We start from the raw sequence: 13657 nt of genomic DNA, 5'->3' as shown, positions 1-13657 counted from the left end.
ACCGCCGCGCGGGTGGCAGTCCAGGAAGACCTGCGGTAAGGATTGTCATTCATGGCCGTTTCATCCAACGCACCTGTGCTTGAAATCAAGGACGTCGCCAAGACCTTCGGTCCGGTGACGGCACTCAAGCGCATGAACCTTTCCGTGCGGCCCGGGCGCGTGCATACGCTGCTGGGCGAGAACGGTGCCGGAAAATCCACGCTCATGAAAATTCTCGTCGGCCTGTTCCAGCCGACATCGGGCTCGATTATGCTGCGCGGTGAGCCCTATGCCCCGAAAAACCCTATCGAGGCAAAGGCACTGGGCCTCAGCATCGTGTTCCAGGAGCTCAGCCTCTGCCGCAACCTTTCGGTTGCCGAAAACATTCTGGCGACGCATGAACCCAACCGGTTCGGCTTCATCAATGAACGCGATCTCAACGCACAGGCCGCGCAGATCGTTCAGGACCTCGGCCTGCCCGTCAATGTGCGCACCAAGGTCGGCGATCTGTCCATCGCCCAGCGCCAGCTGGTGGAAATCGCCAAGGGGCTCAGCCGTCCCGCAGACGTGGTCATCCTTGACGAGCCGACATCCTCACTGTCCGACAGCGAAGCGGAAATCCTCTTCACCATCATCGAACGCCTGAAGGCCAAGGGAACGGCCATCATCTACATCTCGCACCGCATGGAGGAAATCATGCGGATTTCCGATGATATCACGGTGATCCGCGACGGTTCCTTTGTCGCGACGACGGAAAAGCAGAACACGAGCATCGAAGGCCTGATCGCGCTGATGGTCGGGCGGGAGATGAAGGACATTTACCCGCCGCGTCTTGTCGAACGCCCTTCATCTGCGGTGCCTCCGGTCCTTGCAGTTGAAAATCTCTCCGAAACGGGAAAATTCGAAAATGTCTCGCTGGACGTGCGGCCGGGCGAAGTTGTCGGCCTGTTCGGCCTGATCGGGTCCGGCCGCTCCGACGTGATGAAGGCCTTGTTCGGTTTCGGGCAACCGGCCGGGACAATCCGCCTCAACGGTGTTCCCGTGCATCTGCGCTCCCCGGCCGATGCGATCCGACACGGCATCGCCTTCGTTACGGAAAACCGCAAGGAAGAAGGGCTGGTGCTGCAGCACAGCGTCGAGCGCAACATCAACATGGTCGCGCTGGGCCAGCTGGCCGGACAGTTCGGCTTTACCCGCCCGGCCCGCGAACGGGCGGCGGCCAAGACGGAAGTCCTGCGCCTTGCCATCAAGACCGCCTCCATCGATACCCCTGCCGGCTCGCTCAGCGGCGGCAACCAGCAAAAGATCGTCATTGCCAAATGGCTGCAGACGCGGCCCAAAATACTCATTCTTGACGAACCGACACGCGGCGTCGATGTCGGTGCGAAATTCGAGATTTACCGCATCATCCGCGAGCTCGCCGCCGCCGGGACTGCGATCCTGATGGTATCGTCGGAATTGCCGGAAGTGCTCGGCCTCAGCGACCGGCTCGTCATCATGCACGACAAGCGCGTGGCGAAAACGCTGGATGCGCAGGGCCTCAGCCCCGAAACCGTTATGACCTATGCAGCAGGAATACACCAATGAGCAATTCGACCGAGACGAAGCAGGCGCTTCTGGCTTCCCCCCTCATCCGGCAATATGGTGGCATCGTCATCTCGCTGATCATCCTGTGCCTGGTCTTCTCCTCGATCAGCCCGCGGTTTCTTGCCTTCAACAATTTCATGAACATCATGCAGCAAGTGGCTGTAATCGCGGTTGCTGCCTATGGCATGACCTATGTGATCCTGCTCGGCGACATCGATCTTTCCGTCGGCTCGATCATCGCCGTGGCGGGCATGGTGGCCGCGCAGGCCTTTTCCATGGGCTTTGGCTTTGCACCGACTGTGCTGATCACGCTGGCGGCAGGCGCCATCATGGGCGGGCTCAACGGCGTCCTGTCGGCAAAACTCATGCTGCCATCCTTCATCGTCACCGTTGCGACCATGGGCATCTACCGCGGCGCTGTCAGCCTGCCGACCAACGGCGCCCCCGCTTCCATCGAGAATGAAACATGGCTGGCCATCGGCAGCGAAAGCTGGCTTGGCCTTCCCATCATCATCTGGATCGTCATCGCCCTCTTTGCCATCAACCACATCGTCCTCTCCCGCACGATCTTCGGCCGCCGCGCCTATCTGGCCGGCGGCAACCGCGAGGCGGCGATCTATTCCGGCATCCGCGTCGACCGGTTGAAGATCATCATCTTCATGATCTCAGGCGTCATGGCGGCGATCAGCGGCATCCTGCTGTCCTCGCGCCTTTCCTCGGCCCAGACCAATGCCGGCATGGGCTATGAACTCGACGCGATTGCCGCGGTCGTGCTCGGCGGCACCAGCCTTGCCGGCGGCGTCGGCACCATGGTCGGCACCATTCTCGGCGCGCTCATCATCGGCGTCATCAACAACGGCATGAACATGCTGGCCGTCCCCTATTTCTACCAGCTTATCTTCAAGGGCATCGTCATTCTCTTCGCCGTCTGGTTGGACGTGCGCAGCAAATCGATGCGGGCCTAACCGGAGACAGCAGGCCCGGGGAGGAACACGGCAAAGGGCTCCTCCACCGTGCGTTTGAGATAGGCGAGATAGGACGCGTAGCTGCCGTGATCGGGCGCGATGCGTCCGAACTGTGCGTCCGGCATGGATACCATCGGAATGAGAACGATAGGTGCTGATATCGGCGTCAATTGCGCGCCGCGGCCCGCCTGCAATGTGGTCAGGATTCCGTACATTTCACCCGTAATGGACGGGCGCGAAACGATGATCAGGCGCTGCTGTCCCGACGTATTGGTCGCAAGATAGATGTGGCCGGAGAGATTCGGGATCGCCACCGTCCCCTGCTGGGTAAAGGCCGCATCGAGCCGTTCCTTTTCAATGAACCGCAGATTGGATGCGGCATCGTTCCAGCCGATCTCGGTGCAATAGGCAAAGATTGCCTTCGGATCACCGAAGGAAGGGCGCAACGTCAGATACCGGCCTTCAATCCACCCGGCTCCTGCGCGGGAATAGGCTCCGAATTCCTCACTGGCATGTCCACTGTTCACCGCAACCGGGTTATCGAGCAGGTCCGCCGCGCGCAGACGCATGCCCAGCGCTTCTTCAAGCCGGATCGTGGTTGCCAGTGTAAACGGCCGGTGGCCGGAAAGTGCCTTTTCCAGGGTGGACAGGCTGATCTTCGCCTGGTCGGCCAGATACTGCCGCGAAACCCGCCGCCGCGCCATTTCCTCGCGGATCTTCGTGGCGACCGCCTGGTTCTGCCGCTCCGATAGCTGACTGTCGATATCCCCGGCCATAGGCCTCGCTCCCGTCAAATCACGTACATTCCTTCACATATCCACACAAGGCCGTCGGGGGCAAGACATCTCGTGACGCGGCCGTGCGGAACATTCCCGAAGCTTACGCTGGCGGCAAAAAGGCCCATGTATGAAATGGGGAAAGCTTCCCGATGGGAGCACCAACAGGAGCTTTCCCGATGAAAACCGCAACCTTCCATACCCAGCAATCTCCCCGAGCGATGCCCCATTGGCTGCGCCGTACCTGCCACGCACTCTGGTTGATCAACGTCGTTGGTCTGCCATTTATTGCGCTCGCCGTATTCTTTTTCAGTTTGGCGACGGCGCATGCCGAAACCGCCCGGTCGCCACTTGTCACCCTCGATGACGTCAAATCCGGCACGCTTCTGCTGAAGAGCTCGGAAGCCGGCCGCTACATCGAAGCCCCGCGCGTGGCCACCGATGTGGACATCGTCGTCAGCGGCCCCACCGCACGCGCCCGTATCACCCAGATATTCACCAACCCGTCCAATGGCTGGGTCGAGGCGGTCTATGCCTATCCGTTGCCGGAAGACAGCGCCGTGCACGCCCTGAAAATGGTTGTCGGCAAGCGCGTGATCATCGGTGACATCAAGGAAAAGAAGGAAGCCAAAACCATCTATGAAACGGCGAAGGCAGCCGGCCAGAAAGCCAGCCTTGTCGAACAGCAGCGGCCGAACCTTTTCACCAACTCCGTCGCCAATATCGGCCCGCACGAACAGGTTGTTGTCCAGATCGATTATCAGGAGCCCGTGCGCCTGTCCGGCGATGAATTTTCCTTGCGCGTGCCGCTGGTTGTCGCCCCGCGCTACAATCCTGCACCGATCACGCAGACCGCCGACCTTGCGGCCGATGGTTCCGGCTGGGGCACCACAGCCGATCCTGTCCCCGATCGCAGCAAGATCACGCCGCCCGTGCTTGATCCGCGCATCAACGCCCCGGTCAATCCGGTCAGCATCAAGGTTCGTCTGCAGGCTGGATTTGCCCTCGGCGAGGTGAAGAGCCATCACCATTCCGTCAACACCGAAACCGTTGATGCGCAGACGCAGGTCATCTCGCTGGCGGGTGACAACCACGCCGACCGCGACTTCGAACTGACCTGGAAACCGCAGAATGCCAAGGCACCCGCTGTCGGCCTGTTCCGCGAAACGGTCGGCAAGCATGACTATGCCCTTGCCTATGTGACGCCGCCAGTTATCGAACAGAAGCAGGAGCAGCGCCCGCGCGAAATCGTCTTTGTCATCGACAATTCCGGTTCGATGGGTGGAACATCGATGAATCAGGCCAAGGCCAGCCTCGACTATGCCCTGAGCCGCCTCAAACCCGCTGACCGCTTCAACGTCATCCGCTTCGACGACACCATGACCTCGCTGTTCCAGGATACCGTCAGCGCCGACCGCGAGAACGTCTCCACCGCCCGTGAATTTGTCGGTGCCCTTGAAGCATCCGGCGGCACGGAAATGCTTGCACCGCTGGAGGCAGCCCTCAACGACCGGCGCCCCAACGATCAGTCCTTTGTCCGCCAGATCGTGTTCCTCACCGATGGTGCCATCGGCAATGAACAGCAACTGCTCGATACCATTGCCGCCAAGCTTGGTCGGTCACGGGTTTTCATGGTCGGCATCGGCTCGGCTCCCAACAACTATCTGATGAACCGCGCCGCTGAACTTGGCCGTGGCACCTTCACCTCCATCGGCTCGACGGATCAGGTCGACGAGCGCATGCGCAATCTCTTTGCCAAGCTAGAGAGTCCCATCATCACCAACCTCAGCGCCACCTTCTCCTCCGGCAACGCTGACGTAACGCCAGCTATCTTGCCTGACCTCTATCGTGGCGAGCCGCTCGTCATTGCCGCCAAGCTCGGTTCGCTCTCCGGCACCCTGACAATCAAGGGCATGATCGGCAAGCAGCCATGGGAAGTCACGCTGCCGGTTGCCAAGGCCGCTGAAGGTGAAGGCCTGTCAAAACTCTGGGCCCGCCGCAAGATTTCCGATGCGGAGGTCGAAAGTACCCTCGGCAAGATCAGCCGTGACGAAGCTGACAGGCGCATCCTGAAACTCGCGCTTGAAAACAGTCTCGTCTCGCGCCTGACCAGTCTGGTTGCCGTCGACACAAATCCATCACGGCCGCAGGACAAGCCGCTGACCCGCGCCGACGTTCCGCTCAATCTCCCGGCAGGCTGGGATTTCGACAAGGTGTTCGGTGAACAGGCAACACGCAAGGCCAGCCTCGACAATGGCCCGGACGTCCAGTTTGCCAAGCTGGCGGCAGGCAAGAAGCCGGCTGTCCAACAGGCGCCTGCCGATCAGCTTCCCCTGCCGCAGACGGCAACCGATGCGGAACTGCGCATGATCGCCGGGTTGCTGCTGCTCTTCGCCAGCGCCGGGCTGTTCTTCTTCAGCCGCAAGACAATGGGGAAAGCATGATGAGCACGATCCGCACACGGTACGGCGTCTCCGAGTGGAAAGGCAGGGCGGTGCTCCGCCCTGCCCTGCGGGCCGGAATGATCGTGATGGCTCTGGTCGGACTGGTACTGGTCAGCCAAGGCCTGTGGATTCACGCGAAAGCCATGGTGGCGCAGGTGCTTCTGGACCGTGCCTTTACCCGGAGCGTCGCAACCGGCCAGCCGGTCAAACCCTGGTCATGGGCCGACACCTGGCCCGTTGCGCGGCTTGAATTTCCGCGTATCGGCGAAACGTCCATCGCCTTGCACGGGGCAAGCGGACAGGCCTTGGCCTTCGGTCCCGGCCATGTGGACCGCAGTGCAGAAGCAGGCGACAACGGCACCGCCGTCTATGCCGCACACCGCGATACGCATTTTGCCTTTCTGAAGCACGTACAGGTCGGCGATGCGGTCCGGATTACCCGGCGCGACGGCAAAGTGTTCACCTATCAGGTTACGGAAACATCGGTCGTCCGCTGGGATCAGTCCGGCATTGATACGAATGCCGCCGGCAAGAATCTGGTTCTTGCCACCTGCTGGCCATTCGATGCCGCAACATCGGGACCGATGCGCTATCTGGTGAAAGCGCGGATGCTGGAATGAGCTTAGCTATCCAGTTCACCCCGCCGGATCAGTTCTTCTCTGATGAGCTTCTTGGCGATCTTGCCATAGGCGGATTTGGGCATATCCGGCCAGAAGACGATACGCTTCGGCAGTTTGTAGCGCGCCATCTTGCCGGTCAGCCACGCCATGACAGCCTCGCCATCGGGGGCGCTGCCGGATCGTGCGACACAGACAGCCAGCCCGACCTCGCCCCACACCGGATCGGGAATGCCAAGCACCGCCACTTCGCTGATATCCGGATGGGTGAGTATCTTTTCCTCGATCTCGCGCGGATAGACGTTGGAACCGCCGGAGATATACATGTCGGACGCCCGGCCGGTGATGTAGACGAAACCCGCCTCGTCCATGTGGCCGAGATCGCCGGTCCGGAACCAGCCATCGCGAAAGGCTTTCGCATTGGCTTCGGGGTTGTCGTAATAACCCGCAAACACCGCCAGCCCGATGACACAGATCTCGCCGGTTTCGCCGGGATTGACCTCTTGGCCGGTATCGTCCTGAATGGCGATCTGCATGCCGGTCCGCGCAAAGCCGCAGGTGCCGATCCGTGCATCGGGACCATCCTGCGACGTATGATGGGCAGGCGGCAGGACCGTAATGTTGCCGGTCACCTCGCCAAGGCCGAAATACTGCACGAGCACCGGCCCAAGCGTCTTCAACGCATGGATCTGGTCGGTCCGGTACATGGGCGCACCGGCATAGATCACGTAGCGCAGGGAGGAGTGATCGCGCTCATGCACCGACGGGTGTTCCGTCAGCATTTTCAGGATCGTCGGCACCGTGAACATATTGCTCACGCGCCAGCGCTCGACCAGCCTCCACGCTTCGGCAACATCGAACTTCTCCGTCGGCAGCAGGATCGTCTTCGCACCGCGCGCCACCTGGGTCAGCTGGTGAATGCCCGCGCCGTGCGACAGCGGCGCAACGACCAGCGAAGCATCCTTCTCCGTCGTGCCGGGCATGAGATCGCAGAGATGATTGGTGATGACGAAAGCCATCTGGCCATGGGTGAGGACGGCCGCCTTGGGACGGCCCGTCGTGCCTGACGTGAAGAAGAACCAGCAGGGATCGTCGTGATCGACGGCGGCGGTTGCAACGTTCCGGCCGTCAAAGCGGGCGACGATGTCATCGTAATCGTCGCCGAAATCCGCCTTGCCGATGGCAATGACGAAAGCGAGATCTGGGTTCATGTCCCGGCTTGCCACGACATGGTCGGGGAAGAGGTGACCGCAGATCATGCCCTTGGCTCCGCTCGCCTTGGCGAGATAGGCAACCTCATCCGGCGTCTGGCGGAAATTCGTCGGCACCCACACGGCGCCCAGCTGAAAACAGGCGAACATGGATTCGAACATCTGGTTGCAGTTCTGCGACTGGATCAAAATACGGTCACCCTTGACGACACCGAATTCGCTGTGCAGTGCCGCAGCCATCGCATCGACACGCCGCTGCAGCTCGCGCCAGCTCCAGCTTTTCTCTCCCCAGACAAAACCTGTTTCTTCAGGCAGACGGCGGGCGGTCTGCGCCAGGAAACCGGACAGGTTCATCACGCGTTTCGACATGGCCGTGATCAGGGCTGTGTCCGTGCTGCTCATGCTTTTATCCGTTCGGGTCGTGCTCTGGATTTCACACCGGCCGCCGAAGCCCGTTTCGGCCGGTCATTGAGCGGCTGGAGATGGGCCAGCCGCGCCTCGATCTTTTTCGCCTCGATACGCATCAGTTCCGCCAGTTCCTGCTGGCGTGCCGGCTGCATGCGGCTGTCGATGGCCGCGATGCTCAACGCGCCGGCGGCCCGCCCATCCGGAAAATGGATCGCAAGGCCAATACCCCAGGAATTGGCCAGGATACGCCCGGGGTTGAGGGCAAAACCCTGTTCCCGCGTTGCCGCGATATCCTCCCTGATCTGCCACGGCGGAAGATTGGGGTAATCGGCAAGCAGCACCGCCTCGTTGGCGGCCAGGATGATATCGATCTCGTCATCCGGCATCGTTGCAAGGATGGCCAGCGAACCGCCGCCGACGCCAAGGGGATGCCGGTACCCTGCCTGCAGCGCATGGGTGCGGATGGGATAGGTGCCTTCCTCCCGGTGCAGGCACACCGCATAGGTCTCGCGCTGGATGGAGAGAAAACTGGTATCCTGCGTTTTGGCGGAGAGAATGCTGAGGCTGTCGCGCGTGATCTGCAATAGGCCGTAACGGCGGGTGGCAAGCGTTCCCAGCACATAGGCTTCCTGCCCGAGATAATAACGCCGGGTCTGCGCATCCTGTTCGACCAGCCCCGAGCGGATGAGTGCAAGCAGCAGTCGCCGCGTCGTCGGCTTGTTGAGGCCGCCCTGCTCGACAATCTCGCTCAGCGATCCGCCCTGATCGCCGAAATAGCTGACAAGACTGAGAAGACCCAGTGCCCTGTCGACACTTTGCGACCCGTTGAGACTGGCCGGTGCCGTCATCTTTTCTTCCATGCTCTCCCACACGCATTTTGATCCATATTGTGGATCATTTTGTTGTTCTATTGAACTATGGCATAAAAATTATTGCAAGATACCAGTATTTGTTTATGGTTTTATCCAATTCAAGGAGGAATTGCATTCTATAATATGGACCTATGATTTGAACAGATGCGATGGAGGTTGCATTCGTTCAATGAGTTCCGGGGGAATGCGCCATGCTGTTCGGGAGGAAATCACATGAATAATCTGTCACGCCGCCAGGTTCTGGCCGGCACTGCTGCAACGCTGGTTGCCAGCCCCTTCATCATGCGGCGTCCGGCCCATGCTGCCGAGTTTTCCTATAAATACGCCAACAACCTGCCGGTGTCTCATCCGATGAACATCCGGGCGCAGGAAGCCGCCGACAAGATCAAAGCGGAAACGGGCGGACGCTTCGAACTGTCGATCTTCCCGTCGAGCCAGCTTGGTTCCGATACGGATACGCTCAGCCAGCTGCGTTCCGGCGCGGTGGAATTCTTCACGCTGTCCGGCCTGATCCTGTCGACGCTCGTTCCGGCGGCGTCGATCAATGGCATCGGCTTTGCCTTCCCCGACAGCGCCTCCGTCTGGAAGGCGATGGATGGCGATCTCGGCGCCCATGTGCGCAAGCAGATCGAGAAATCCAATCTCGTCGCCATGGAAAAGATCTGGGACAACGGCTTCCGCCACATTACGTCGAGCACCAAGCCGATTACCACACCGGATGATCTGAAGAACTTCAAGATCCGTGTTCCGGTCAGCCCGTTGTGGACATCGATGTTCACCGCTTTCCAGTCATCACCCGCCAGCATCAACTTCAACGAGGTGTACTCCTCGCTGCAGACCAAAGTTGTCGAGGGCCAGGAAAACCCGCTCGCCATTATCTCGACGGCCAAGCTCTATGAAGTGCAGAAATACTGCTCGCTGACCAGCCATATGTGGGACGGCTTCTGGTTCCTGTCGAACCGCCGCGCCTGGGAAGCCTTGCCCGACGATATCAGAACCGTCGTTGCCAAGCATATCAACGCCGCCGGTCTTGCCGAACGCGACGACGTGGCCAAGCTCACCGAAACCTTGCAGGCCGATCTGAAAACCAAGGGTCTTGAATTCAACACGCCGGACCCCGTGCCCTTCCGCGATGCCCTGCGCAAGGCAGGCTTCTATTCCGAATGGAAGGGCAAGTATGGCGAGGAAGCCTGGGGTCTTCTGGAAAAAGTCGTCGGCCAGCTGACATAGGGGCGCACCCGATGGCAGGAATCAGACTGACCGAAGGCGCCGTGGCGGCGGAGGGCGAAAGCATTCTTTCTCCCCCGCCCCGCAATGACCACTCCATCGCATCGAAACTCGACCGGCTGCTTGGCCATCTCGTCGAGTTTCCCGTGGCAATCCTCGTTGTTGCCGAGGTGGTCATCCTGTTTGCCGGCATCATCGCCCGCTATGTCGTGCATCAACCGCTGATCTGGTCGGATGAACTCGCGTCGATCCTGTTCCTGTGGCTTGCCATGCTGGGTGCCGTGGTGGCGTTCCGGCGCGGCGAGCACATGCGCATGACGGCGCTGGTCGGCATGATGAACCCGCAGCGCCGGGCATTTTTCGATGTCATCGCCATTGTTGGCGCAATGGCATTTCTCCTGTTCATCGTCTACCCCGCCTATGACTATGCCCATGAGGAAACCTACATCACCACGCCCGCATTGGAGATAACCAATGCATGGCGGGCGGCGGCATTGCCCGTCGGTGCCGGACTGATGATCGTCTCGGCGCTTATCAAACTCTTTCAGGTGTCGAACCTGCGGCATGTCGTGACGGCGATTGCCCTTATCGGCGTGCTGACGCTTGTCTTCTGGCTGCTCGGACCTTCCCTGAAGCCGCTGGGCAACATCAATCTGCTGATCTTCTTCGTCGGTGTCGTCGCAGCCCTCGTTCTCAGCGGCGTTCCCATCGCCTTTTCCTTCGGTCTTGCCACGTTCGGCTATCTCGCCCTGACGACGAATGTGCCGATGATCGTGGTCATCGGACGCATGGACGAAGGCATGTCGCACCTCATTCTCCTCGCCGTGCCGCTCTTCGTGTTTCTCGGCGTGCTGATCGAAATGACCGGCATGGCGCGCGCCATGGTGCAGTTCCTGGCAAGCCTCCTGGGGCATGTGCGCGGCGGCCTGTCCTACGTGCTGATCGGCGCGATGTATCTGGTCTCCGGCATATCGGGCGCCAAGGCCGCCGACATGGCCGCCGTCGCGCCGGTGCTCTTCCCGGAAATGAAGGCACGCGGCGCCAAGCCGGGCGATCTGGTTGCCCTGCTCTCCGCCACCGGCGCACAGACGGAAACCATTCCGCCCAGCCTCGTGCTTATCACCATCGGCTCGGTCACCGGCGTGTCCATCGCGGCGCTGTTCACCGGCGGCTTGCTTCCCGGCGTTGTCCTGGCTGTGATGCTGTGTTTCGTCGTCTGGCGGCGCTACCGCCATGAGGACCTGTCGCATGTCACCCGCGCCACCGGACGGCAGATCGGTCGGGCTTTTGTCATCGCCCTGCCCGCCCTGGCGCTTCCCTTCATCATCCGTGCTTCGGTGGTCGAGGGTGTGGCGACGGCAACGGAAGTATCGACCATCGGCATTGTCTACTCCATCGTGGCGGGGCTTTTCATCTACAGGCAATTCGACTGGGCACGGCTGAAGCCGATGCTGGTGGATACCGCCTCGCTTTCCGGCGCCATCCTGCTGATCATCGGCGCGGCGACCGGGATGGCCTGGGCATTGACGCAGTCCGGCTTCTCGCGCGAACTTGCCGCCGCCATGACGGGCCTGCCCGGCGGTCCCATCACATTCCTTGCCGTTTCGATTGTCGCGTTCATCATTCTCGGCAGCGTTCTGGAAGGCATACCCGCCATCGTGCTTTTCGGCCCGCTGCTGTTTCCCATCGCCCGGCAGGTCGGCGTGCACGAGGTGCACTACGCTATGGTCGTGATCCTTTCGATGGGCATCGGCCTTTTCGCCCCACCCTTCGGCGTTGGCTATTATGCTGCCTGCGCCATTGGCCGGGTCAACCCCGACGAGGGCATGCGGCCCATCTGGGGCTATCTCGCCGCCCTCATTCTCGGCATCATTCTCGTGGCTGCCGTCCCGTGGATTTCGATTGGCTTCCTCTGATGACTGAAAGACTGAAAGATAAAATCGCCATGGTTTTCGGGGCAGGCTCGTCCGGCCCCGGATGGAGCAACGGCAAGGCTGCCGCCGTCGCCTACGCCCGGGAAGGTGCAACCGTCGTTTGCATCGACCTGCAACAGGAAGCCGCCGAGGAAACGGCAGCAATCATTGCGGCGGAAGGCTTTTCCGCCTTGGCGGTTACCTCGGATGTCACCAGCAGCGCTTCCGTCACGCAAGCGGTGGACGCCACGATCGAGCGCTATGGCCGGATCGACATCCTGCACAACAATGTCGGCGTCGCCACAGCGGGCGGACCGGAAGACCTCGATGATGAAAAATTCCGGATGTCGCTCGATATCAATGTCGGCTCGGTGTTCCGCACCGCCAAGGCCGTCCTGCCGCACATGAAGGCACGCAAATCCGGTGCGATCGTCAATATCTCGTCGCTGGCCGCTATCCGCTGGACCGGTTATCCCTATTTCGCCTATTACGCGGCCAAGGGCGCGGTCAATCAGGCGACCGTGGCTCTTGCCATGCAATACGCACCGCACGGCATCCGCGCCAATTGCATCATGCCCGGCATGATCGATACACCGCTGATCTACAAGCAGATTTCCGGCAACTACACATCGAACGAAGAGATGGTCGCCGCACGCAATCGCCTTGTTCCGCTGGGGCAGATGGGCAGCGCGTTCGATGTGGCCAATGCCGCCGTCTTTCTTGCCTCAGACGAAGCAAAATTCATCACCGGTGTCTGCCTGCCCGTCGATGGCGGACAGAGCTGTTCGGCGGTGGTCGGTGCCTGACCGCCGGTTGCAGCAACCCGGCCCGGCGGCCGCGGAACGGTTCGAGAGTGTCGTCGGCACCGGGCGTACATTCAGCTTTGAGCTCCAGCCGGGTCTCTGCCTCAACGACGCCATTGCCATCCCGCTGGCCGCCGCCAATCTGCGCGCCGCATCGCTTGTCATCGAAGGCGGCGCTTTTGCTCCGTTCCATTATCTCATGCCGGCACTCTCGACCGATGGTCTTCATGCGGCGTGGTACAGCGATACCTTCGCACCGGCAGGCGAAACCATGATGGAACGGGGCAATGTCACGTTCGGCGAGCGCGACGGCGCAGCCTTCATCCATTGCCACGCCACCTGGATTGAGCCGGATGGCAGACGTTGCGCCGGCCACATCCTGCCGCACGAGACAATCGTCAGCCGGCCGATCCGCGCCACGGTCTGGGGTGTCGAGACCATCCGCATGGTGTCGGAGCCGGATGCGGAAACGGCATTCACCATTTTCCATCCAGTTCCCATCATTGACTCCACGGCAACCGGCAGCGACCCACGAACAATCATGGCCCGTGTCCGGCCGAACGAAGATATCATCGGTGCGCTTGAAGCGATCTGCCGCAAGCATGGCTTTGCCGGGGCACATCTGCGTGGCGGCGTCGGCAGCCTGATCGGCGCCCGATACGCCGATGGCGGCCGCGTCGAGGATATCGCGACGGAAGTGTTCATCACCGGAGGGTTTGTTTCGGCAGACACGAGCAGGACCCGCATAGAGATCACCATGGTCGATACCGGAGGCGGCATCACCCGCGGCAATCTCGTGCGCGGCGACAATCCCGTCTGCATCACCTTTGAACTGTGTCTGGAAGAGGCCTGACC

General features: G+C 60.9%; 11 protein-coding genes. 8 read left to right on the top strand and 3 right to left on the bottom strand.

Annotated elements, in window-relative coordinates:
- The first annotated feature begins 51 nt into the window (after positions 1-51).
- Both J1W56_RS19120 and J1W56_RS19115 read left to right on the top strand, forming a co-directional pair.
- Positions 52-1566, top strand: coding sequence for a sugar ABC transporter ATP-binding protein (locus J1W56_RS19120; RefSeq protein WP_223614880.1), 1515 nt, complete (start codon positions 52-54; stop codon positions 1564-1566).
- Positions 1563-2531: an ABC transporter permease gene (locus tag J1W56_RS19115; protein ID WP_223614879.1), complete on the top strand. Its 969-nt coding sequence runs from the start codon at positions 1563-1565 to the stop codon at positions 2529-2531. Before J1W56_RS19120 ends, J1W56_RS19115 begins: the two co-directional genes overlap by 4 nt.
- Here the strand turns inward: J1W56_RS19115 and J1W56_RS19110 are convergent.
- A complete protein-coding gene (locus J1W56_RS19110) occupies positions 2528-3307 on the bottom strand; it encodes a helix-turn-helix domain-containing protein (protein ID WP_223614878.1) in 780 nt (259 codons plus the stop codon). The two genes, J1W56_RS19115 and J1W56_RS19110, sit on opposite strands and share 4 nt — an antisense overlap.
- Positions 3308-3528: 221 nt before the next feature.
- Between J1W56_RS19110 and J1W56_RS19105 the strand changes: the two genes are divergently transcribed.
- Positions 3529-5751: a marine proteobacterial sortase target protein gene (locus J1W56_RS19105; RefSeq protein ID WP_404928462.1), complete on the top strand. Its 2223-nt coding sequence runs from the start codon at positions 3529-3531 to the stop codon at positions 5749-5751.
- Entirely contained in the window at positions 5751-6371 is a 621-nt protein-coding gene (locus J1W56_RS19100; RefSeq protein ID WP_404928424.1) for a class GN sortase, read from the top strand. Before J1W56_RS19105 ends, J1W56_RS19100 begins: the two co-directional genes overlap by 1 nt.
- Before the next feature lie 2 nt (positions 6372-6373).
- Here the strand turns inward: J1W56_RS19100 and J1W56_RS19095 are convergent, their stop codons facing one another.
- Positions 6374-7981: an acyl-CoA synthetase gene (locus J1W56_RS19095; protein WP_223614876.1), complete on the bottom strand. Its 1608-nt coding sequence runs from the start codon at positions 7979-7981 to the stop codon at positions 6374-6376.
- Complete coding sequence (locus J1W56_RS19090) at positions 7978-8835, bottom strand: IclR family transcriptional regulator (protein ID WP_223614875.1); 858 nt, start codon at positions 8833-8835, stop codon at positions 7978-7980. Before J1W56_RS19090 ends, J1W56_RS19095 begins: the two co-directional genes overlap by 4 nt.
- A gap of 237 nt (positions 8836-9072) precedes the next feature.
- Between J1W56_RS19090 and J1W56_RS19085 the strand changes: the two genes are divergently transcribed.
- The 4 genes from J1W56_RS19085 to J1W56_RS26090 are packed head-to-tail and all read left to right on the top strand — an operon-like array spanning position 9073 to position 13655.
- Complete coding sequence (locus tag J1W56_RS19085; protein WP_223614874.1) at positions 9073-10089, top strand: TRAP transporter substrate-binding protein; 1017 nt, start codon at positions 9073-9075, stop codon at positions 10087-10089.
- An 11-nt stretch (positions 10090-10100) separates the two neighbouring features.
- Positions 10101-12002: a TRAP transporter large permease gene (locus J1W56_RS19080; protein WP_223614873.1), complete on the top strand. Its 1902-nt coding sequence runs from the start codon at positions 10101-10103 to the stop codon at positions 12000-12002.
- Positions 12002-12805 carry an SDR family NAD(P)-dependent oxidoreductase gene (locus J1W56_RS19075; RefSeq protein WP_223614872.1) on the top strand — a complete coding sequence of 268 codons (804 nt, stop codon included), beginning with the start codon at positions 12002-12004 and terminating at the stop codon, positions 12803-12805. Before J1W56_RS19080 ends, J1W56_RS19075 begins: the two co-directional genes overlap by 1 nt.
- A complete protein-coding gene (locus J1W56_RS26090; RefSeq protein ID WP_223614871.1) occupies positions 12798-13655 on the top strand; it encodes a PCC domain-containing protein in 858 nt (285 codons plus the stop codon). The genes J1W56_RS19075 and J1W56_RS26090 overlap by 8 nt, the downstream gene beginning before the upstream one ends.
- Positions 13656-13657: the final 2 nt, after the last annotated feature.

Source organism: Phyllobacterium calauticae (genome assembly GCF_019991125.1).
GTDB classification, from domain to species: Bacteria; Pseudomonadota; Alphaproteobacteria; order Rhizobiales; family Rhizobiaceae; genus Phyllobacterium; species Phyllobacterium calauticae.
This window is presented reverse-complemented; position numbering and strand designations above follow the sequence as displayed.

Coding starts and splice junctions, on each gene's coding strand:
- J1W56_RS19095 (WP_223614876.1), bottom strand. CDS start 7,981: ATGAGCAGCACGGACACAGCCCTGATCACGGCCATGTCGAAACGCGTG.
- J1W56_RS19105 (WP_404928462.1), top strand. CDS start 3,529: ATGCCCCATTGGCTGCGCCGTACCTGCCACGCACTCTGGTTGATCAAC.
- J1W56_RS19115 (WP_223614879.1), top strand. CDS start 1,563: ATGAGCAATTCGACCGAGACGAAGCAGGCGCTTCTGGCTTCCCCCCTC.
- J1W56_RS19090 (WP_223614875.1), bottom strand. CDS start 8,835: ATGACGGCACCGGCCAGTCTCAACGGGTCGCAAAGTGTCGACAGGGCA.
- J1W56_RS19085 (WP_223614874.1), top strand. CDS start 9,073: ATGAATAATCTGTCACGCCGCCAGGTTCTGGCCGGCACTGCTGCAACG.
- J1W56_RS19075 (WP_223614872.1), top strand. CDS start 12,002: ATGACTGAAAGACTGAAAGATAAAATCGCCATGGTTTTCGGGGCAGGC.
- J1W56_RS19110 (WP_223614878.1), bottom strand. CDS start 3,307: ATGGCCGGGGATATCGACAGTCAGCTATCGGAGCGGCAGAACCAGGCG.
- J1W56_RS19100 (WP_404928424.1), top strand. CDS start 5,751: ATGAGCACGATCCGCACACGGTACGGCGTCTCCGAGTGGAAAGGCAGG.
- J1W56_RS19120 (WP_223614880.1), top strand. CDS start 52: ATGGCCGTTTCATCCAACGCACCTGTGCTTGAAATCAAGGACGTCGCC.
- J1W56_RS19080 (WP_223614873.1), top strand. CDS start 10,101: ATGGCAGGAATCAGACTGACCGAAGGCGCCGTGGCGGCGGAGGGCGAA.